We start from the raw sequence: 20,222 nt of genomic DNA, 5'->3' as shown, positions 1-20,222 counted from the left end.
CCGCCAGACCCTCTGGTTTTGAAATGATGCAGACAGCTTTAAGGTCATTTGACGAGCGTGACTTACAAACGCGCCTGCACAATGGAAAAACTCTCGTCGGAACCGCTGAACGGTATAGGCTTGATGGATCGGCTCACAGCAATGCTGCTTAAATCGTTCGAACAGATTGTAGGCAAGCAGTTTTAAGAGCAGGTCGATTTCATTGGCGGCAAAAGACTGCGTTGGAATCCGGTGAATGGTTTGCCTTCCTTGATGTAGTTCTCCATGCAACAGCGCTGGTTGTAGAAACGCCATACGTCGATGGCTTCCCAGGCTTCCGTTGTCACCATGGCTTCGTATTGCCAGAGTACGTCAAGTTCAAGCTGTGACTGCTCTCCATCCCATCGTGGCATTTTGCGGATCACAGCCACACGGCGCATCTTGTCCCAACTCGTTGCTTGGTAGGCGACCGTTACGCCTTCAATGATCCATTCGTCATCCACAAACCGTTGCCAATGCTCGCAGGCTTGTACGTGCTGCTGAAGACGTGTTGTCCATTTCATTTTGCCGACGTACCCGATTTGACGGGACTCCCAGAAGGCATAGAACGCCTCGCCGCCAAAGCCTTTGTCGAACCGCGCATACCGGACGTCGTGGGCAGCAAGCATATCGAGCGTTTGCTGGGCGAAAGGCAGAACATCGGTGGAACTGCTTGTATTACCGGGGCGCAAGGAAGCGTTGACCAGCATCCGCGATTGACCTTCGTACACGAGCAAGGGATGATAACTCTTACGCCCACGCTTTTGACTATTGAAGCCAACTTCCGCTCCTTGTTGATTCCCGTACAGGGTCTCCACGGTGGAATCCAGATCGAGGATTAGTGAGCCCAGCAACTGCGGCGCAATGATCTCGATCGTTAATTTTCGGAGGGCTGGAGCTAACTGATTATGGGCTTTGCCCAGACGAAGCAAATCCTTGTTTAACAACGTGTGATGAGGCACACGACCGCCAAGCGCATGGGCTACTAAAGCATCGCCTTGCAGCGACCGGAAGTGAAAAAGACGTTCGCAGCCCAAGAGCCAGCCGATGATAAGGTACTGCAAGATGCGATGCGTGGGGAAAATCGCGTTTACCGATTTGGCGAGCCCCAAGGTCCGAAGGGCTTGATTGAAACAAATGGTTTCAAGGAATCCCAAGATGACTTTACTGCCTGCAAAATTTGTTGTATTTCTCATAGAAAATTCCGTTTTCAACGACGTGATTTTTGTGGTAAACTTCACCTTATGGGTGCTCCTCTCTTTGGGTGATGTTGTCTTTGCAAACACCATTCTACCAAAGATCGGGGCACTTTTTTATGTTTTTATGAGGTCGCACTTTCGTAATTCAGGGTTAAATACTTATTGCTAGCTTGGTTGACAATGTAGAAAAAGTCGCGAGTGCTATCAACCGGAACCAATCTCCACAATTGAAACGAATCATCCGTGGCCACGGCTTGCTCGGCGTTAGCTCCTTCTGCGGTTTTGTCCGTTCCTTGAATAGATAAGGCGAGTCCGCTATTTTTGTTTGTGAGTTTATAATAGCCGTTAGCATCCCACACATTATCCGATCCCGTTACAGTCCCGGTTGCTGTATCAATAATGAGATTATCGTAGTAGTTGTAAGTAAAGGAGGTATCGGAGGTAAATACGATAGGAGCCCATACATATTTGGAATGAATTATTTTCCCACCCCAAGAAGGCCCCCAGCGGTCTCCCATAAACAGATAACTGACGACATTATTGCTGTAATCTCGCACTGGAAGAACAAACCCCGTTTGAGAATCATAATTGTTGCCATTGCCCACATTCGAATGTTCAGACCATTCCCCAGCGAGATCCGTAGTTGTAGCGTACTTTTGCTGATTTGCATTCCATCCTGAAGTTGTAGAGCTTAACATGAAATACACGCCGTTACGCTTAAATACAGCAGGCGCTTCGCGGTATAGGCCCTCGAATATAGTGTTGATTTTACTATCAACATCCAAGTAATCCCCCGTAAGCTTGAAAATATTCATCGTTGAGTTCCAGCTATTTGGTTTAGTCGGTGAAGATGCTGATGAAAAGAGATACGCCTCCCCGTTATCCTCCTGGAACAATGTCATGTCGCGGGAATCATAAGATATTCCGCCAACAGTTGGTTGAAAGCTTCCTGTATAGGTATAATCACCGTCGATTGTATCGGAATAAGCCACAGCTACCCGGCCTTCTGAATAATTAATTCCATTTTCTTTGTGCATCCACATGACGTACTTGCCCGTCGTGCTGTTGTAAATAACTTTAGGCCGTTCTATGAAAGCAAGCGCCAGCTCCGGGTCCGAATTTTGAGTAAGCACATGATTTCGAAACTCCCAATTTTTCAAATCTGTAGAGCGATAGACGGATACGGCGAAGAATTTGTTATTTTCTGTGCGATTTTCACCAAACCAGTAATAATAATTTTCTTTTTTCAGTACCGAACCTGCATGTGCTTGAACAAGATTACTGTCTGAGTCCGTAAACTGGACCCCGTTGGGTACGGAAACAGGAGCGGCAGATACAGCTTGTGCAGCACCGAACAGACAGAAGAGTGTAAATAACGATAACCAAAAAGGTTTATGGATTGGCTTGTTTTTCATCTTGATCCTCCTTGAGAATTGAACGCCTTTCATTGTAAGCGCATTCAATAAATCGTGTTAGTACGCTTTATACTCTCTGCTTCCGCCATCCCCCTTCTGAAGAAACGCAATTTATGAAACGGGTTTCAAAATAAATAGTAATGAATCTTCATGTCAGAGTCAATGAAAATTATAGGCCTTAAGCGATATCGAACATAATGTCTTTTGTCAAAAAGCTACCCCCGACGATTGCTCGTCGGGGGTTCGTTCCCTTACTTACATAGCTGCTTTAGCGATGCTATACACGACCGGGAAATGCTCGCCGGAAAGAATATCGCCCTCATTGACCGTTACATAAGGGACCATTGGATGTCCGCTCGTTGGCGCATAAACGGTGTGACCAGGCATGTAGTGGACCGCGATCGCTCTGCGTTTTAGATCGGAGCGGTTGTTCGGGCTGCCATGCCAAGTGAGGCTATGATGGTATCCAACTTGCCCTTTTTTGATTTCAAAAGGAACGGCTTTAACCTCTGCACCTTCCGGCAGCAATTCGGGATTGCGATGATACGGCATGAAATCAGGCGTACTCGCCATATATTTCTGATGATCTCCCCATTTATGGCTGCCAGGCACCATCCACATACAGCCGTTTTCGATAACGGCATCATCAAGCGCAACCCAGGCGCTGACAAGATCAGCAGGCTGGATAACCGGCCACAACGGATGATCTTGATGCCATGGCGTAGGTCCACCTGTGACAGGCGGTTTATATTGGATCTGATCATGCCAGACGCGGACGGTATCGGTTTTGCATAATTGTGCAATCTCTTCACAGATGACCGGGTGCCCGGCATGTTGTAAATAAGTATCGCTCGCCATCCAAATATTTACGATTTGGACTACCTTTTCGCTTACGCTCATTTTCATACCTTTATATAAAGAGTCCGCTTCTTCAGCACGCATATTATGGTTAAGGACCGGCTTCTTGACCGATTTTCCCTCCATAATCAAGTCCAGTTCCTCGCGTAACCGTTCTACTTCAGCATCGCTCAAAACCACATCACCTTTCAAAAACCCGTTTTTCTCAAACTCCGCCAGTTGCGCTGCATTTAACATATTGTTGCACCTCTCCTCGTCCTTGATTATGATTTGTTGATAACCTAATCATAATGAGAGCGCAGACATTTGTATTTTCCTAAATCTAATGAATCATTTGTGTTTTTCTTATATTCGGGGAGAAGGGGAGCCTATGTCTATCATTGAGCTTGAAAAAATCGCACCGACGGTTAACTTCGCCGCAAGGCAAACCGAGGAGGCGGGTGAAAATTGGGGGCTTCGAATTATTCCCGACTGCCATTTCATGAGTGTGATTACGGGTTCTGCCAAGTTATATCTAAATAATGAGACCTACACGATCCGGCCTGGGGAAAGTATCTTTTACGGACCCCAATGTCAAACCTATTTGGAAACAACGGAAAAAACCGATTTTTATAGCATTCATTTCAACTGGCAAAATGCCTCTCCAGAACCCGTGCATCCTGGACTTGGCATTCAATATTCGGACACTTGGCCGCCACTTGGTGCTGCAAACAACCCTGTAATCACGAGCGGAACGGCAGGTCAGCTTATTATGCCAACCTTGTTTGAAGTGCCTGGGCTCGAGCCGATCTGGACTCGGATAGTCAAGGAATATAAATCCGAACAACCTGGTTATACGATGGCGCTTCGTGCCTTGATGATGCAGGCTATCACCGTTATTTACCGACATAGGCTAGAAGGAAACCCCACTGCGACCGTTAACGGCAAAATAGAAGGGGCCATTCAAGCGATGCAACTGCAGCCCGATTATAATTGGTCAGTCGCAGAGCTCGCCGCATTATGCGGTTATCATCCCATTCATTTTTCCAAACTGTTCAAAGAAGAAGTCGGTCTTGCGCCCAAACATTTCATGATTAGAGAACGGATTAAGCGGGCTAAACAAGCTTTGCTGCTTGGAGAAAAAATGGAGTCGCTCTCGCTCAGACTCGGCTTCAAAAGCGTTCATTATTTCAGCCATCAGTTCAAAGAAGTAACCGGACTTACTCCATCACAATATCGCATGAACGGACAGGCGAAGCCGACTTCTGATCCGAAACAGGAGGATTGATTGCCCTCAACTCCGCATTGCCATCCGATTGCCGGAGCTATAACGGCGCAGCCCTGTATAAAACAGCAGCAATGCCAAAGCGGTTAGCGCCAGCAGCGCTGCCGCCGCGGTAAACATAAACCCGTTGTCCCAGCCCCGCAGCAGGCCGATCGGCATATAACTGATAAAACCTGCGGGAAGGATTGTGAACAGCATCATTCTCCCTAATCCTTTGAAAATATCAGTGGGGTAGGTGGTGAAGGTTAAAAACCCGTTGAACAGTTGGAAAGCGATGCCTTCGGCATTGCCAATGAAGAATGCCAGCGAGCCCGCCGCCAGTGTGAAAAATAGAAAAAACAGTCCCGACATCAGCAAAGCGAGCAGAAAACGCAGCAAACCTCCCAAGCTGTGATCACCGACGTAGACGTAAATCGCCAGCCCGAACAGGAAATCTCCGATCGCCGTAAGCGACATGCGGCTCGCCAAAATATTCAGCAGCACCGGCTTCGGCTGAGTCATATAAACGTCCAGCTCACCATGAGCTGTCAAATAGGCGATTCGGCTGAAATTGCCGAACAACATATTCGCCCAACCGAAGCCGCCTGCGCTCACCGCCCACAACAGCATAATATCGGCAAGCTCCCATCCGCCAACGGATGGAAAGCGGCTGAAAAAGATCCCCCAAAACAGAAGCCAGATGATATTGTTCAGGAACATCATACCTGCGGTCATCAGGAAGCTGAGCCTGAATTCCATCGCTCCCGCCAAATTCAACTTCCAGCAGGTGAAAAGGAAGGGCAGCGTGCCAATCCAAAACCCGCCTCTGCGCGACCTTTTCTCAACCTCCATTGACATTCAGCCTCCTAACGCCCCGCGAATAGATCCATGCGGCTAGAGCCGCCAAAAGTATGATCCAGGTCAGCTGCAGCAGCAGATAACCGCCCAAACCGCTCCCGCCGCTTACGGCCGCCTTGGCCGGAAAATACAACACCGCCTGAAATGGCAGCCATGCACATATCTGCTGCAACCACTGGGGCATCAGATCCAAAGGAATGAGCATGCCGCCAACGGTGAATTGGAGCTTCTGGAGAATGAATTCCAGCCCTCTCGTTTCCTCCACCCAGAACGCGCACAGCGCAATGGACAGGTTGAGCAGAAAAGCTAAAGTGAAGCTGCCAAGGCCAAGAGCCGCCATCGCCGCCCAGCCTCCGCCGAATTCCGGCGGCCCAACGAGCATCCAGCCGATCGCTGAGCCGCAGGCAAGATTGATCAGGAAGCGCAGAGCCGCCTCTCCCAAGTAGGAGGCGTACTGATAACCGCTGTACGAAATCGGTGTCAGCAGGCGGACAGCGATGCCGCCGCTTTTGACCTCCTCCTCGATCCGAGTACATAATTGCGGAAAAGCCATCGTGAACGCTTCGGTCAAAACGAGATACCAGATAATGTCCTTCAAACGGAATCCGCTGATGACCGTATCTGTCCCGCTTCCTTGCCCACTATAAGCGGCCGTCCACAGCTGCATGAATACATACAGGATGAGCAGCAGGAACAGCGATCTCATCAGGAAATCGACCCAATAAGCCGTCTGCTGCTTGAGCGTAATCCCGCCAACGGCAGAGTACTTGGCAGCTTTACGTGCGAGTCTTTGGATCGGCCCACCCCTTCCTGCTGCTATTCCGTACTTTATCTCACTGCTCATGGCGGATTTCCCTCCCCTGCTGCACTTTGCTCCCTGCCACGCTCGAACAGCGTCTTAATGACCTCCTCCATCGGAGGGTCTTCAACCGTGACATCTGCGATCGACAGCCGGCTCATCAGCTCCGAGAGCACGGCTTCCACACCTGTCGCCGTCAGGTCGACGGACAGCTTGAGAATGCCAGGCTCCGACGGCAGTCGCTCCGTTCCGAAGGGCAAGCTGCTGCCAGCTTGCACGGTTCCATTTCCCACATCAGCGGACAACCTCCCCTCTCCGTTCGCTGCGAGAATTGTGGACTGCATAACATTCCCTCCCCCGCTACCCGACAACTCAGCCCCCTCAGCTATGCGAATCGTAACCGTCTTATAGCGCAAAATATCCCGCTTCAGCCGCTCCACCGGCCCGTCGACCATGATACCGCCATGGTGGATGACGACGGCCCGGCGGCACAGCCGCTCAATGTCACCTGCATCATGGGAGGTCAGGAATACCGTCGTCCCCTCCTCCCGATTGAGCTCCGCGATCAGCTCGCGGATTCGCTCCTTGATCATCGCATCCAGCCCGATCGTTGGCTCGTCGAGGAACAGCAGACTCGGGCGATGCAGGAACGAGCAGGCGATCTCGCAGCGCATCCGCTCACCGAGCGAAAGCCGCCGTACTGGCGTGTTCAAGTAAGGGCCAAGTACGAAACGCTCAATCAAATTGTCGCGGCGTCTCTTGTAATCCGTTCGGTCCAGCTCGTAAATACGGCTCATCAGCTCAAAAGTATCGCTCGGCGGCAGATGGTACCATAACTGCGACTTTTGTCCAAATACGGTTCCGATGTGGTAAGCAAGCTGCTTTCGCTCCTTCCAAGGAACGTATCCAAGCACCTTCGCTTCCCCTTCGCTGGGATGCAGGATGCCCGTCAACATCTTGATCGTCGTCGACTTACCCGCGCCGTTGGGGCCGAGAAATGCGACCGTCTCTCCTTGCGCGACCGTCAGGTCGATGCCGCTAACCGCTTCCTTGTCGCTCCATTGCGGCGCCCACAACGAGCGGAGGCTTGCCGCGAACCCGGGTGCTTTTTGTTTGACACGGAACGTTTTTTTCAATCCTCTCGTCTCGAGCGCGTTCATGCTCTCCACTCCCCCTGCCATGCAATTTCCCCTGCAAACACCATGTCGGCCCACAGCTTCCGAATCGCCAGGAAATACGAACAAGTAGAGTTCGCGTCCATGACAAAAAGACCTCCGGAAAGCCGGCCTGCATCATGTACAGGCGGAACTTTCCGAAGGTCTTTTATCCCTTACGGTGTACGCGGCCTATCGCGCCGCGGCGGTCTCGCTCGGTTCGGCGAAGAGGGGCGGCATGCCGCCGCCCGCTTCCCGGATCCCTAGAAACCCTTCCGTTTGATGTAACATATTACACGCCAAGAAACGGAAGGTAAAGCATTTTTTTCAAATGTTAAAAAGACCTCTGGAAAGCAGCCCGCATCTTGCAACCGGGGCTTCCCAAAGGTCTGTTATAAGCTTTATGCCTTTGCCTTTTCTTCCAGCAACGCAATCAGTTCCCTGTTGCTGTTCTCGCGGGCAAGCTCCAGCGGAGTTTGCTCCACGACTGGGTGAAGCTTGTTGGGGTCTGCGCCTTTTTCAAGCAGTAGCTTGACGACATCGATTGAATCCGCTGCGACAGCCTCATACAGAGAGCTATCAAGCTTAGGATCCGCTCCGTATTGCAGCATTAACTGCACCGCACGGACATCTGGCTTATGCTCAGTACTGCCGTCCTCGGCATCGTATAATATGCCGCTTGCATACTCCAGCGCCGTATATTCCTCTAACGGATTACAGTTGCAATCGTTGGCATCCGCCCCGTTTTTGAGCAGCAGCTCCATCATTTCAATCGCGCGATTGCCGTCCTGGTCCACGTATCCCGCCGCTCCGACAAGAGGAGCGCTGAATTTCCGTTCGCCGTCGGACTTAACGCTTGCGCCCGCATTGATCAACTCTTGAGCGATTAACAACCGATTGTAAGAAGCTGGCGTCCACAGCAGACTGCCGATCTCCTGCTCCAGTTCCTTAATGGCAGGTTTGGCCGCCAGCAACAGCCGCAACAGCTCCAGATCCGACGTTTGCGACGTCTCTATCATATCGCCATTCGCTATCACGCGGTACGGCAGTGTTGCCGCTTCAAGCAACGCCAGATTGCCTCCATCTTCATCCGTAGCAATCACATTGACGCTTGCTCCGTTGTCCAGAAACAGCTTCACGATATCCTTATTTTTGGTGAGCACGCTGCCGACCCAGGCCTGCTCGCTTAGTGCTGGTTTCCAGCCGTATTTCAGCATTTGCTTGAGCTTATCCAGCTTGCCTGACCAAACAAATGTATCCGCCTTTTCGGCCCAGCGGGCTTGCAGCTCATTTCCCTTCAGCGCCGTGACGGTTACTTGCCGCTTACCCGCGTCCCAGCTTACTTTGCTGTCTAGTGCTTCGCCGATAAAGCGAAGCGGCACGAGTGTACGGCCCTTCAGCACAATCGACGACTGCGACATTGTAACCCTCTCGCCGTCAACGAGGGCCCCGTATTGACCGATTGTATGCACAATCGTCGTGAAACCCTTCGTTGCAGTGATCGTTTTTCCGTTCAACGAAATTTTGGCGCCAAGCCCTTCAAAAATGCCGCGCAGCGGCACAAGCGTCGCCCCGTTCACAATGACCGGAGGCTGATCGAAAGTCTGCTTTTTGCCGTTCAAATAAACGCTGATGGGCGTTCCTTTCGCCGCAGCCGCTTCCGTCGCTCCACCACTAATGCCAATAACAATGAGCATGGCCGCGCTAACAACGACAGCCCATTTCTTTAAGACTTGCATGACTTCAATCCCCTGCCCTTGATTATGTAAGCGCTCCATGTAATGGGAACTTCCAATCTATTATCAGGGCCTCTGTTGCCATTGTCTATTAGTAATTAAATATAATATATCCATTATTTATAAATTCGGGAAATTCATTATGATTCTATACTCGAATGGAATCTGTAAGATGCTTTTGTTGCAACTCTAGATAGATGTTTATTTGTTCCCTTTTATGTTCGTCACTCCACTGCAATCTTTCGCCCATAATATGTGCAACCGTTTTGGCCGATTCTACACCATGGTCTTTGCTGAATATCAACAAGGCGGATCGGCGGTCAAGAAAATCGGTTAAACTGAGCGCCATTTCCTTTTCTAATGCCAACCGTACTTCCGCTTTTATCGCAGGTACGCCAAGAGCGATTGGCTCAAGCCATGCGGGATCTTCATTGGCATATTGTAGCAGATCCTCAATCGCTGTCCCGTATAACCATATTAATCTTTCAGCCGTTTCATCAGAAAAACCTAGATCCCCAAGCTTTTTGGTCATCTGCCCCTTAAATTGTTCAAAGTCGCCTTTAATGTCGCCGCCTGGAAGAATAACTTCTTCTGTCCGATGATTATCCGGCAATTCGATTCCCAGCTCCTTGCCTACGCTCACCATGATGCGGTCGGCCATCGGACGATAAGTCGTGAGCTTGCCGCCGGCAACAGTTAATAATCCATCTTTGATTTTCCATATTTCATCATGTCTCGAAGTATCGCGCGACGATTTATTTCCTTCGGAAATGAGAGGTCTTACGCCTGCCCAAGTGCCCAAAATATCGTCTTCCGTTAAGTTCAAATCAGGGAAACATTCCTGACTCATGTCGAGAAGGTGATTCACAGCTTTTCGATCCGCTTGCGGTTGATCGATGATTCCATCATGCTGCACATCGGTCGTTCCGACATACACGTAATTCCAGCGGCGTATCATAAATCCTTCCTTGCCGGACGGCGATTTCAAGGCGACAGCGCCTTTTATTGGAATGCGGGTGGCATCAAATACGAGATGGATTCCTTTGCTAATCAACAATTTTTTCGGTGCCGAAAATCGATTATTCGCCAGCAATTGTTCTGCCCACGGCCCTGTCGCATTAACGGTAACTTTGGCGTGAATTTCATACGTTTCGCCGGACAGTTTATCCGTCATTTTCGCCCCGATGACTTTGGCGCCCTCTATAATAAAATCGGTAACTTCGGCATGATTGGCAACCAATGCGCCTTGTTCGGCCGCCGAAATCGCATTCAGCAGCGTGAATCGTGCATCTTCCGTAATGTATTCTCCATAAACAATACCGCCGATCAAAGGATCTCTAAGGGCAGGTACGGATTCTCTGACTTCTTCAACGCTCAACACTTTATGCTTTTCGGATTTGGTCGAACCAGCCAACTTATCAAACAGGAAGAAACCGGCACGAAACTTCATCAGGCTTTCTCCTTTATAGAGGGGAAAAACAAACGGCAAGGAATGAATTAAATGAGGGGCGATTTTTTTTAAAACTTTGCGTTCTCGTGCAGATTCTCTTACAAGGTTGACTTCGCCATAAGCCAAATAACGAACTCCCCCATGAACAAGCTTTGAAGACCGGCTTGATGTTCCGTAACCAAAATCAACCTTCTCCAGCAAGGCTACTTTTAGTCCTCGAAGCGCAGCATCCCTTGCCAGACCGGAACCCGTGATTCCGCCGCCGATAATGAGCAAATCTACGGTTTGTTTCCCCATTTCCTGTAATGCCTGTTGTCGACCTTCAGGACTGAACGGATGAATTCCCACGACGTTGCTCCTTTCTTGAAAGGCGAGATTGGCGGTTTCATAATCCTATCATGTTAATTCCAATGGCTTATTAATTGTTGCCGGCATTAATGTGCCTTGGTTCATAACACCGTTAGGATCAAGGACTTCCTTTAATTTTTTTAACAGCGAATACGAACTTCCGAGTTCATCTGGAACCCATTGCGCACGGCCCTTCCCAATCCCGTGATGGTGACAAATGGAGCCTCCGTGTTCCAATGTCGTTTCCATTACTTTAGACCAGATGGTCCAGTACAGCTGTTCGACCTTATCCGGATTTTGTTCAGGTTGTGCTCCGAAAATAAAGTAAATATTCGTTCCTTGTTTATAGCTGTGGGAGGAGTGTCCCGTAATTAGAAGCAGTTCTGGCACTTCCTTTGTTAGGCGCTCCGTTACTTTTTCATAAATCGCAGCTATATCCGACCACATGGCCGAAATTTCAATCGTATCAACAATAATTCCTTGACTGGTGTATTTCTCCAATTTGACATCATTCCGATGCCCTAACCACTCCTGCACGGGATCTTCGCCTAACGGACGACCTCCCATGGCCTGAACAATCGCATCAACCCCGTTGCCTTCAGCTTGTGCTAATCCTTTGGGTCCTTCCGTCAAAATAAGCAGAACAGACTCGCCTTCATGAACATAAGAGGCATATTTTTGAGCAGTTTCTTTATCGTCATGTAACCGAACGACTGCCGGCTGCCAACCTTCTCTCACGAAGCTTTGAATGATTCCCAAGCCTTGGCGCATGTTTGGGATGGCATAGGCTTGCATCCAACGCTCCTGCGGCGTCGGGAATATTTTGACGCTCACTTCGGTAATGATCCCGAATATCCCTTCGGAGCCCAGCCAAATATGCCGCAAATCCGGACCAACTGAACGTCTTGGAATGTTCTTGATTCTAATAATTTCCCCATTCGGCAGGACGGCTTCAAGCCCGAGCAGCACATCTTCTATATTTCCATACTTTGTACTGAATTGGCCCGAACTTCTTGTTGCCACCAAACCACCCATCTGTGCCAAGTTAATCGACTGCGGATAGTGACCGGTTGTATAGCCTTTTTCATTCAAAAATTTCTCCAAATCACCCAAAATGACCGCCGGCTGAGTCGTTACATATAAGTTCTCTTCATTCAGCTCTATAATTTGATTCATTGTGCCAACATCGATGATAACGCTCTCTTTTGTAGGCTCCGCTCCCCCGCCGACACCTGAACCTCCGCCAAAAGGGACAGTTGTAATGCCTTGCTCATTCAAATAAGCTAGCACTTTAGCCACTTCCGCCGTATTTTGGGGTTTAACCACACATAACGGTCCCGGCAACCGCCCGCCGACTGTCTTCTGAACTAGCCGCAAAGGCCATGTATCATTCGCGCGATTCTCCAAACTGCCGGCATCAAATTTAACACTCGCTTCACCAAGCAATTGCTGTAGATCGTGGATTGTTTTTTCACTTTTTCTGCTCATTCCCAACAACTCCTTTTGAGTATTTTATAACTTACGTACAGATTACTGTACATAATTAGTTCTGTCAATTCCTGCTAGCCCTTCGCTCTCAAATGAATTGTAAATTGCCATTTAATTTGTTAGGCTCAAAACAGTACAAAAGCTGGTGGAATGATTTGGAGGGAATTCATTAAATGCTGCTCCTATATGGATCGGTCGCTGTCACTCTTGCTAGAAGATTGCTTACTATGGAAGAAGGCGACCGTTTAGACCCTATTGGCCAATTAGCTGCTGAATTTGAAACAGGCCGCGGAACGGTACAAGCCGCCTTAAAATTATTGATTGACGAAGGCGCGTTGGAAGTCGATGCATTAGGCAAACGAGGATCATTTATTAAAAAACTGAACCGTGAGAAGCTCCTTCAGCTAGGAGATCTAACTTCAATCATTGGAGTGATGCCAGTCGCAATTTCTACAATTCATTACGGCTTATCTACAGGGCTGCACTATGCTTTTGAACAAACCGATATTCCTCTTGTTCTTGCTCAGCTGCGCGGCGCCAAAAATCGCTTACACTTCTTGCGAACGGGACGTTGTGATTTTGCCATTATCTCGCGTATGAGTTGGTTGCAGGAAGCAGATAAAGGTGATCTTCTTCTTCTCTTTGGATTCGGTCCGGGTTCAAACGTGGCGAATCACGCCCTACTGATGCCCAGAAAGCATGACAACGGAATTGTTGACGGGATGAGAGTAGGCGTAGACCCAACTTCTCATGACCATTTCCTAATGGCCTTAAAGGAATGCGAAGGAAAATCGGTCCAATTCATTGAAATATCTTACGGCGAGTCCATCCCCAAACTTCTTTCGGGAAACATCGATGTGTCGATATGCAGCGAATCGATTGCAAATCTACCATCTGAATTGAAAATAGTTCCTCTGCAGTATCAAGAAGTTCATAGAGATACGAATACTGAGGCCGTATTGGTTGTGAGAAATAATTCAAAGTGGATTGAAGATCTTATCCAAAATCGGATTGATCCTGCATTCATTGCAACGATTCAAAGTAACGTCGTTAACGGTAAAGAAAAACCTGTTTTTTAAGATGTATTTGGGACTAAAATCACTTCCCCGCAACAAGCTACGGGGAAGTGAAAAATGTTCATTTATTTCATTGCAGCCAACCGAGCGATCTTTCGACCGCTTTTGTCCACATGAGGAAATGTTGTTTATCCTTCTCCTGATTCTCATCGGGTCGAAAGGTCTTATGAACCGTAACCAAGTCAGGAATATCGTTAAGGGTAATCCTGCCGCGTTGAATGGCTGCAAACTCCGCCGCACCAAGTGCTGTGGCTTCTACGGAATCGGGACGAACAACCTCGACACTCGTAAGATTGGCCAATAGTTGGCCTACTCTATCGCTCTTAGAAGCTCCGCCTGACAGCTTGATCGTTTTCAACTCTTCGGATTTCATCGTTTCGAAGATGGACGCAGTTGAAAAAGCGACTGACTCCAAGGTTGCCTGAACGAAATGCGCAGCTGTACTTGTTGCCGATATTCCCATGAAGGATCCGCGGGCCGAGTAATCATGGTAGGGAGTAGCTAACCCCATGAGAGCCGGGACAAAGTAAACGTCGCCGTTACCCGAAGCAGCGATTTCCTCCATAGAATCAAAGTTGTCGATAAGTCCAAGCCCATTTCTGACCCATTCCAGCGACGCTCCCGCAGTTAAGGTAAATCCCTCAACCATATACTTGATGTCGTCTTTCAATCTCCATGCGATAGTCGTATAAAATCCCGGTATTTCACGATAAACGGATCCTAAATTCACGTCGATAAAGGAACCTGTGCCATTCGTACAAGTTGCGGTATTATTCTCAAGGCATCCTTGGCTGAATAATGCTGACTGTTGATCGGCTACCACACCCGCGATTGGGATTTCCACCCCTAGAATATCTTCTGTCATCACACCGTAATCATCCGCTTCGTCTTTAACCACGGGCATCATATCCAGGGTCAATCCGACATATTCAAGCATCTCTTGAAACCAGCATCCGAACTGGGAGAGATAAACCGTGCTGTTGCTGGCCGTACTCGAGCTTGTTGCGTGCACCTTTCCACCTGTCAATTTATAAATAAGCCAAGAATCGATATTCCCCCAAAGCACCGACTTGTCCTCGATCTTTTTTACAACTTCCGGTTCATGTTCTTTGATCTCAGAGAGCGTAAGCGGCAAGTAAAACGGGGGAAGAAGCGGCGCGAGCCCCGGGAATTTTTCGCTAAAACGTTCGTCCTTTATAAATTTTTCGATCTGGGCCGCTCCCCTTGAATCCTGCCATGTCACCATGTTTCGGATAGGGATTCCGGACTGTTTATCCCATAGAAGCCAAGAGGTACGCTGGTTGGAAATGCCCACACATTCGATTTCATTAGCCTCGATTCCGAGTTCCTTGACGGCCTGCCGGCAAAGCTTGATTGTTGTTTGGTATATTTCTTCTGCATCTTGTTCTACCTGGCCCTGTCCCGGATAAATCGTATCGATAGCTTCATAAACTTCTTTCACAGCCTGAAATTTCCGATTGAAGATGATCACCTTTATCCCTGTCGTACCTTCATCAATGACAAGAATGTACTCCTTGCTCATGAAGGGGCCTCCTTTCAATTGAATTGAAAAATAAAGGGTGCTGGATTTTCAAACCCCTAATGAGAGCGCTATCAAAAATGGGGTTAAGTGTTGTTATTGCTGCCAGACTGCTCTCATGCCACACTGCCAGAGGCATGATGCCTTTTGCTACGTAAGCGTTTCCGCCATAATACATACAGCTTACTGTACGTAAAAAGATCTGTCAAACCCTATTTTTGAAATTTTTCCCACACGCTGAAGTCTCCTGCATCGCTTGATTATTTTCGTCCCATCTTTTCTGCTCCCTACCCGTCACTATGCTTGTTTCGGCTTTCCGGGAGCCTCCGGTGCGGCCTGATGCCAACACCAAAAAGGCCCTCAGAAAGCAGCCTGCATATTGCAGGCGGAACTTTCCGAAGGTCTTTTATCCCTTACGGTGTACGCAGCCTATCGTGCCGCGCCGGTCTCGCTCGGTTCGGCACGCCAGAAAACGGAAGGTAAAGCTTTTTTTTCATAAAGCTTGTCTCAATTCCACTTTTTAATTCGCCACTGTTCCTCTTACCTCAAACTCTTTAATTTTTGCATCCGGCCTCAAAATCATGTCTGGATCAAATGGATGCAGTGGAGCTCCATCTTTGATTTTGTTTACCCAATCATGGTTGGCCAGTGCCCCTTTGCCTATCGTGACCATATCCGCATCGCCGTTTGCGAGCATTTCATTCGCCTTAGACGGCTCCTCTAAATGCCCATTTGCCACCACAGGGAGCCCAGCATATTTTTTTGCCAGAACAGCAAGCGACTCTCCGCTATTATCCCCTTCATATTGAGGGAAAGCAGGCTGCCAAGCTTTATGCTCCGTAACGTGAATATAATCAAGGCCAGCCTGCCCTAATTGGCCAAAAATAACTTTTGCATCTTCTTCATTTCCTGCCCATTTATGCGTATAATCGTTTACTTTTCCTTGGGAGATGCGGATGCCGACTGTGAAGTCCGGCCCCACCGCTTGGCGAACAGCACGAGAAACCTCCAGCAAAAAACGGACTCGGTTTGCCGTAGAACCCCCAAATTCATCCCTTCGTTGATTGGTATAATCCGTTAGAAACTGATCGAGCAAATAACCGTTTGCGCCATGAATTTCAACTCCGTCAAATCCAATTGTTTTAGCTCGCACAGCCGAATCGACAAACCCATTAATTACGTTTTGAAGATCTTCCTTTGTCGCTTCGCCAGGTGTTGGATAGGAGCCTTCGCCTCCATAAATCGATAGCTGTTCGCCTTTAGGTTGTATGGATGAAGGAGCGAGCCTTTGCGTAACAAAGCGGTTTCCTTGAGAAATAGCGCCCGCATGCATCAACTGGGCGATCGTTTTTGCACCCGCCTGATGAACGTCTTCAACAACCTTTTTCCAGGATTGTGCTTGTGCATCATTAGCTAGTCCAGGCTGATCAAAATAACCCTGGCTGTATAATTCATCTGTATAAGCTCCCTCGGTAATAATAAGTCCAAACCCACCGCGCGCAAATGAAGCATAGTAGGACGCCATTTGATCGGTTGCCAAACCTTCGGAAGTTGCGCTTATGCGTGTCATAGGAGCAACTTCCGAAGGTTGTAGAACCTACTTTTAAGGTGCTGAATAAAGCGTCTATATTAGTCATTATGAATCCTCCTGGTGTATTTGACTTGAATCATCCTCTGCAGATACGTATATTATAAACATGGCTTTGTTTACAGTAAAATTGATATATAAGAACATTTAATTCAAAAATATCGAACTGTCTCGTTTATCCCCTTTGAAAGGCGTGAAGAAATGGAGCTTCGTCATCTTATAACATTAAAAACAATCGTGGAAAAAGGCGGATTTAAAAAAGCCGCCGAACATTTAGGCTACGCCCAATCCTCCGTCACTACGCATATCAAAGATTTGGAAGAAGAAATCGGTAAGCCCATTTTTGACCGCTTGGGCAAAAAAGTCGTCCTTACTCATTATGGACAGCAGTTTCTTCCCTATGCTTTAAAGATCATTGAACTATACCATCAAGCCTTAACGACAGATGACGAGCCGGCAGGAGATCTTAGAATCGGGATATCGGAATCGCTTATGATTTGCCGCGTTCCTGCTCTTCTTGTTGAGTATAGGAAGCTTTACCCGAAGGTTAGTCTATCCATTAAATCGCTCGATTACCAAGATATTGGTTCAAGCTTTCAAACCGGAGAGATCGACTTTGCTTTAATTATGGAAAAGGACTCATGGGAAGTGGCCGAGTTATGCTGCGAGCGGCTAATAAGAGAAAAAATGGTCATTATTAGTCCGCCTCTTGATCAGCAGCTGGAACAGGGAGCAGTTCTGTATTCAGAACGGAGCTGCAGTTATAAGGCCGTATTTAAGGATTACATCGATTTTAAGCAAATGGAGGTTAAAGATAGTTTAGAATTTCAAAGCATCGAAGCGATCAAACAATGCGTCAGAAACGGCCTGGGAATTTCGATGGTCCCTTATTTTTCGGTAAAAGAGGAAATAGCAAGCCAAAAATTGCGAGCGCAAGAGGTTGGCACAGAACGTCCTGCCATTTCAACCTACTTGGCTTATCACAAAGACAAGTGGCTTTCACCGGCAATGAGCAGCATGATTTCTTTAATAAAAAGCCATGCTCAGAACTGGTCGTGAATTGGGCGTGAACCGTCAAAATAACCGATCATCGGCGCTTTCTCGCCATAGCCTAATCGGTGAAATTCACCCGTAAACATCGATTTCTCCTCCTTTTTTCGACATTTTTACACGGGATAGGCGGAACGGCACACGCATGATCAGAAATCCGAGCAGCGCCATAAGCGTCGCTCCCGCCATATAAGCAAAAAACCATTCGCTCATCCCCATATTAAATTGAAAGGGATAAAAAATGAGCAGGGCAACGCCAAAAAACGCGTACAAGGAGCGCCTGCTGCGAATGGATTGCAGAATGTCCAAAGACCGCCATTGCTTAGCCAGCTGCTCGAAGCCATAACATAACAACATCGTAAATATAATATTGCAAACAAAAAAGACTTGGCCCAGCGCATGGATATACAGCGGATGCGTCTCCTCCAAGCTGGTTAGCGGAATCGTCAAGAAGGGCTCGCCAAGCGACAGCAAAACCATTATCCAGCCCAAGCGGCTCGCCCAAACAAATGCCGGATGCAGGGCGGATCTTCCCGATAGGCTCGCCGCTACCATCAGGTAACCGATGGCGTCCGGCAGCACATCGACAATTCCGAGCCGCAAATCAAACAGCACAAAAACAAGTCCCCAGCCGATGCGGCGAAGAGCTTTAACCAAGCTGAGATTCATTTTGACCCACCCCTCTCTTTTCGAACGAGGGAGGCGAGCTGCCGGTCCGAAAGCGTGTCGTAGCTGTAAATCGGCAAATGTTCTACCATCGTTCCGCCGTCGGGCAGGCGGAAATTCAGCTCCAGCTGAGCCTCGTGCAGCAAGCGCGGATCGATGCCGGGTTCAAAATCGGACCAATTGAGCCGGATGTTGCTATCCTTTTGATAAAATTTAGGGAGCGTCAATTCATCCCGCGACTTGCCGTCCACGGTCAGGCTTAAGCCGTCATCCAGCAGCCCTTTCGGTTCCGTTGTGATGTCGGTTAGAGTTGCATTTTGAGTTAACTCAGCCTCGAACTGCGATGTGCTTCCCCCGCCTCCGCCGGATACAAAAGACAAGATCGTCTTCCCGGTTATTTCAATTGTTCCGGCTGGCACCTTCTCGGCCGAGCCTTTGGTATAGTAGACCATCAGATTAAGAGGCCCAGATTTAAGCCTGCCAACCCATGGGTCGCTCGGATTCAACTCCGCCCAAGCTTTCATTTGCCGCTGGTATCTATTACGGGTATGTTCCTCCCTTACATCAAAACGGATTTCAGGAAACTCCTCTATTTGAACGGCGGTTATTTTTCTTTCTGAATAGATATCTTGAATAAAATGAAGCTGCAGCATTTGGCCGCGCTTAGAGTCAATCTGCACGGTTTGCTTCAAAAAATACGCTTTCCCCAGCTGCATGCTGTCCCAGTAAAATAAATTGCCGAGCCAGCTTCCCCCGACGAGCAAAGCTGCCCCCGCAGCTGCTATTTTCCAATTAAGCTTTCGTCTCATCGCTCTGCCCCTCTTCCTGTAACCATACAATAATACCAGATTCCAGAAAATTGAGCCGGCTTCCTTCAGATTCCACCTCAAGATGGACACCCTTGCCTTAAGCTATGGCTACTACTGCCTTCGCCATTCGGGACTTGAACCCTAAAGATAGCGCCCATGCTGAGCGCACACAAAAACGCAAGCCCCTAGAAAAGGAGCTTGCGCTTCGGCATTCTTGCTATTATCCGACGTTGTATGCAACAGCGAAATGCTCTCCGGCCAAATGAAAACATAATTACTGTTCCTAACAGTCCTTATGCTGTCGTCGTAGCCTCTTCAAACCGTGTCTCAAAACAAAAAAAGAAACCCAACGCTTCGGAAAATGCATGGGTTGACGCGAGCCCCCATCCCTTGAGAAGACTACCGCTTCTGCCGGATGAAAGCTATTGCCCGACGATAATAACGGTGGCTGCGCTAGACCTTCCCTCGCTGCTAGAACAAGCGACATGCTCTGTCTTATGTCCACGGATCGGCCCCCTTATGCCAGCTAGTCGCGGACCGATTCATTCATCTGGCATTATAGAAGTACGCTAATCAATGCAATCAAAGCAGGTAGGCCTTGGACCAACCAAATAGACCGTTTCACTGTCGCTCCTCCGTACAATGCCGCAATTAGAACGCAAATCATGAAGAAGATTACAATAGACTCGCCTGTTTGAGCATTGGGATGCACCAAACCCCAGATAATCCCGGCCGCCAGAAAGCCATTGTATAGTCCTTGGTTAGCGGCCAGTGGTTTTGTGACTGCTGCCTCTTCCTTCGTCGTGCCGAACGTTTTCATCCCACGCGGGGTCGTCCATAGAAACATTTCTATATAAGTTGAACTCTCTAAATTAATGACTCTCCAATTGGGTAAAGAAAGAGTAACGACTTGGAGAGAGGAAGATT

Annotated in this window: 17 protein-coding genes and 1 pseudogene; 4 read left to right on the top strand and 14 right to left on the bottom strand. The window is 48.4% G+C overall.

Annotated features, from left to right (window positions below; translation table 11 throughout):
- The 3 genes and pseudogenes from CGZ75_RS03145 to CGZ75_RS03135 form a co-directional block, all read right to left on the bottom strand.
- Window positions 1–1,259 (bottom strand): annotated as a pseudogene (locus tag CGZ75_RS03145) (IS1380 family transposase); the annotation flags it as partial.
- Window positions 1,260–1,339: 80 nt separating this feature from the next.
- Complete coding sequence (locus tag CGZ75_RS03140) at window positions 1,340–2,632, bottom strand: family 43 glycosylhydrolase (protein WP_176444657.1); 1,293 nt, start codon at window positions 2,630–2,632, stop codon at window positions 1,340–1,342.
- A 255-nt stretch (window positions 2,633–2,887) separates the two neighbouring features.
- Window positions 2,888–3,727: a phytanoyl-CoA dioxygenase family protein gene (locus CGZ75_RS03135; RefSeq protein WP_089522829.1), complete on the bottom strand. Its 840-nt coding sequence runs from the start codon at window positions 3,725–3,727 to the stop codon at window positions 2,888–2,890.
- A 133-nt stretch (window positions 3,728–3,860) separates the two neighbouring features.
- Here CGZ75_RS03135 and CGZ75_RS03130 point away from each other — a divergent pair, with 133 nt between their 5' ends.
- Complete coding sequence (locus tag CGZ75_RS03130; protein WP_176444656.1) at window positions 3,861–4,757, top strand: AraC family transcriptional regulator; 897 nt, start codon at window positions 3,861–3,863, stop codon at window positions 4,755–4,757.
- A gap of 6 nt (window positions 4,758–4,763) precedes the next feature.
- On the opposite strand, the gene CGZ75_RS03125 is transcribed toward CGZ75_RS03130, so the two are convergent.
- From CGZ75_RS03125 to CGZ75_RS03115, 3 genes are read right to left on the bottom strand one after another with little or no spacing between them, the layout of a single operon-like run.
- The gene (locus CGZ75_RS03125; protein WP_089522827.1) at window positions 4,764–5,585 is read right to left on the bottom strand and encodes an ABC transporter permease; all 822 of its coding nucleotides are present in this window, start codon (window positions 5,583–5,585) and stop codon (window positions 4,764–4,766) included.
- Window positions 5,575–6,435 carry an ABC transporter permease gene (locus CGZ75_RS03120; RefSeq protein WP_089522826.1) on the bottom strand — a complete coding sequence of 287 codons (861 nt, stop codon included), beginning with the start codon at window positions 6,433–6,435 and terminating at the stop codon, window positions 5,575–5,577. Before CGZ75_RS03120 ends, CGZ75_RS03125 begins: the two co-directional genes overlap by 11 nt.
- Entirely contained in the window at window positions 6,432–7,571 is a 1,140-nt protein-coding gene (locus CGZ75_RS03115) for an ABC transporter ATP-binding protein (protein ID WP_245850680.1), read from the bottom strand. Before CGZ75_RS03115 ends, CGZ75_RS03120 begins: the two co-directional genes overlap by 4 nt.
- A 78-nt stretch (window positions 7,572–7,649) precedes the next feature.
- Here CGZ75_RS03115 and CGZ75_RS25020 point away from each other — a divergent pair, with 78 nt between their 5' ends.
- Window positions 7,650–7,811 (top strand): hypothetical protein, encoded by a 162-nt coding sequence (locus CGZ75_RS25020; RefSeq protein WP_176444655.1) that lies wholly within the window; start codon window positions 7,650–7,652, stop codon window positions 7,809–7,811.
- A gap of 134 nt (window positions 7,812–7,945) precedes the next feature.
- Here CGZ75_RS25020 and CGZ75_RS03110 read toward each other — a convergent pair whose 3' ends face one another.
- From CGZ75_RS03110 to CGZ75_RS03100, 3 genes are all read right to left on the bottom strand, one after another.
- A complete protein-coding gene (locus tag CGZ75_RS03110; protein ID WP_176444654.1) occupies window positions 7,946–9,283 on the bottom strand; it encodes a stalk domain-containing protein in 1,338 nt (445 codons plus the stop codon).
- A gap of 145 nt (window positions 9,284–9,428) precedes the next feature.
- Window positions 9,429–11,078, bottom strand: a complete 1,650-nt coding sequence (locus tag CGZ75_RS03105; protein ID WP_089522823.1) for a glycerol-3-phosphate dehydrogenase/oxidase — start codon at window positions 11,076–11,078, stop codon at window positions 9,429–9,431.
- Between the two features lie 48 nt (window positions 11,079–11,126).
- A complete protein-coding gene (locus CGZ75_RS03100) occupies window positions 11,127–12,566 on the bottom strand; it encodes an FAD-binding oxidoreductase (RefSeq protein ID WP_089522822.1) in 1,440 nt (479 codons plus the stop codon).
- 227 nt (window positions 12,567–12,793) lie between these two features.
- Between CGZ75_RS03100 and CGZ75_RS03095 the strand changes: the two genes are divergently transcribed.
- Window positions 12,794–13,645, top strand: coding sequence for a YhfZ family protein (locus tag CGZ75_RS03095; protein ID WP_176444653.1), 852 nt, complete (start codon window positions 12,794–12,796; stop codon window positions 13,643–13,645).
- A 67-nt stretch (window positions 13,646–13,712) separates the two neighbouring features.
- Here the strand turns inward: CGZ75_RS03095 and CGZ75_RS03090 are convergent, their stop codons facing one another.
- Complete coding sequence (locus CGZ75_RS03090) at window positions 13,713–15,185, bottom strand: FGGY family carbohydrate kinase (protein ID WP_089522820.1); 1,473 nt, start codon at window positions 15,183–15,185, stop codon at window positions 13,713–13,715.
- A 517-nt stretch (window positions 15,186–15,702) separates the two neighbouring features.
- Window positions 15,703–16,752 carry an NADH:flavin oxidoreductase gene (locus tag CGZ75_RS03085; protein ID WP_141136646.1) on the bottom strand — a complete coding sequence of 350 codons (1,050 nt, stop codon included), beginning with the start codon at window positions 16,750–16,752 and terminating at the stop codon, window positions 15,703–15,705.
- 219 nt (window positions 16,753–16,971) lie between these two features.
- On the opposite strand from CGZ75_RS03085, the gene CGZ75_RS03080 reads away from it, so the two are divergent.
- Complete coding sequence (locus CGZ75_RS03080; protein WP_089522819.1) at window positions 16,972–17,829, top strand: LysR family transcriptional regulator; 858 nt, start codon at window positions 16,972–16,974, stop codon at window positions 17,827–17,829.
- 66 nt (window positions 17,830–17,895) lie between these two features.
- On the opposite strand, the gene CGZ75_RS03075 is transcribed toward CGZ75_RS03080, so the two are convergent.
- The 3 genes from CGZ75_RS03075 to CGZ75_RS03065 all read right to left on the bottom strand — a co-directional run bounded on the left by CGZ75_RS03075 (window position 17,896) and on the right by CGZ75_RS03065 (window position 20,142).
- Window positions 17,896–18,489 carry a hypothetical protein gene (locus tag CGZ75_RS03075; protein WP_089522818.1) on the bottom strand — a complete coding sequence of 198 codons (594 nt, stop codon included), beginning with the start codon at window positions 18,487–18,489 and terminating at the stop codon, window positions 17,896–17,898.
- Complete coding sequence (locus CGZ75_RS03070; RefSeq protein WP_089522817.1) at window positions 18,486–19,295, bottom strand: hypothetical protein; 810 nt, start codon at window positions 19,293–19,295, stop codon at window positions 18,486–18,488. The genes CGZ75_RS03075 and CGZ75_RS03070 overlap by 4 nt, the downstream gene beginning before the upstream one ends.
- A 556-nt stretch (window positions 19,296–19,851) precedes the next feature.
- A complete protein-coding gene (locus CGZ75_RS03065) occupies window positions 19,852–20,142 on the bottom strand; it encodes a DUF1304 domain-containing protein (protein WP_089522816.1) in 291 nt (96 codons plus the stop codon).
- Window positions 20,143–20,222: the final 80 nt, after the last annotated feature.

Origin of the sequence: Paenibacillus herberti (assembly GCF_002233675.1) — a bacterium.
Lineage (GTDB): Bacteria > Bacillota > Bacilli > Paenibacillales > Paenibacillaceae > Paenibacillus_O > Paenibacillus_O herberti.
The sequence above is the reverse complement of the archived record's forward strand: the minus strand, read 5'-3'. Positions and strand labels throughout refer to the sequence as shown.

What these genes read in the sequence shown, in the direction of transcription:
- CGZ75_RS03090 (WP_089522820.1), bottom strand. Translation starts at nt 15,185, where the DNA reads ATGAGCAAGGAGTACATTCTTGTCATTGATGAAGGTACGACAGGGATA.
- CGZ75_RS03100 (WP_089522822.1), bottom strand. Translation starts at nt 12,566, where the DNA reads ATGAGCAGAAAAAGTGAAAAAACAATCCACGATCTACAGCAATTGCTT.
- CGZ75_RS03140 (WP_176444657.1), bottom strand. Translation starts at nt 2,632, where the DNA reads ATGAAAAACAAGCCAATCCATAAACCTTTTTGGTTATCGTTATTTACA.
- CGZ75_RS03075 (WP_089522818.1), bottom strand. Translation starts at nt 18,489, where the DNA reads ATGAATCTCAGCTTGGTTAAAGCTCTTCGCCGCATCGGCTGGGGACTT.
- CGZ75_RS03070 (WP_089522817.1), bottom strand. Translation starts at nt 19,295, where the DNA reads ATGAGACGAAAGCTTAATTGGAAAATAGCAGCTGCGGGGGCAGCTTTG.
- CGZ75_RS03135 (WP_089522829.1), bottom strand. Translation starts at nt 3,727, where the DNA reads ATGTTAAATGCAGCGCAACTGGCGGAGTTTGAGAAAAACGGGTTTTTG.
- CGZ75_RS03110 (WP_176444654.1), bottom strand. Translation starts at nt 9,283, where the DNA reads ATGCAAGTCTTAAAGAAATGGGCTGTCGTTGTTAGCGCGGCCATGCTC.
- CGZ75_RS03085 (WP_141136646.1), bottom strand. Translation starts at nt 16,752, where the DNA reads ATGACACGCATAAGCGCAACTTCCGAAGGTTTGGCAACCGATCAAATG.
- CGZ75_RS03080 (WP_089522819.1), top strand. Translation starts at nt 16,972, where the DNA reads ATGGAGCTTCGTCATCTTATAACATTAAAAACAATCGTGGAAAAAGGC.
- CGZ75_RS03120 (WP_089522826.1), bottom strand. Translation starts at nt 6,435, where the DNA reads ATGAGCAGTGAGATAAAGTACGGAATAGCAGCAGGAAGGGGTGGGCCG.
- CGZ75_RS25020 (WP_176444655.1), top strand. Translation starts at nt 7,650, where the DNA reads ATGACAAAAAGACCTCCGGAAAGCCGGCCTGCATCATGTACAGGCGGA.
- CGZ75_RS03115 (WP_245850680.1), bottom strand. Translation starts at nt 7,571, where the DNA reads ATGGCAGGGGGAGTGGAGAGCATGAACGCGCTCGAGACGAGAGGATTG.
- CGZ75_RS03125 (WP_089522827.1), bottom strand. Translation starts at nt 5,585, where the DNA reads ATGGAGGTTGAGAAAAGGTCGCGCAGAGGCGGGTTTTGGATTGGCACG.
- CGZ75_RS03095 (WP_176444653.1), top strand. Translation starts at nt 12,794, where the DNA reads ATGGAAGAAGGCGACCGTTTAGACCCTATTGGCCAATTAGCTGCTGAA.
- CGZ75_RS03065 (WP_089522816.1), bottom strand. Translation starts at nt 20,142, where the DNA reads ATGTTTCTATGGACGACCCCGCGTGGGATGAAAACGTTCGGCACGACG.
- CGZ75_RS03130 (WP_176444656.1), top strand. Translation starts at nt 3,861, where the DNA reads ATGTCTATCATTGAGCTTGAAAAAATCGCACCGACGGTTAACTTCGCC.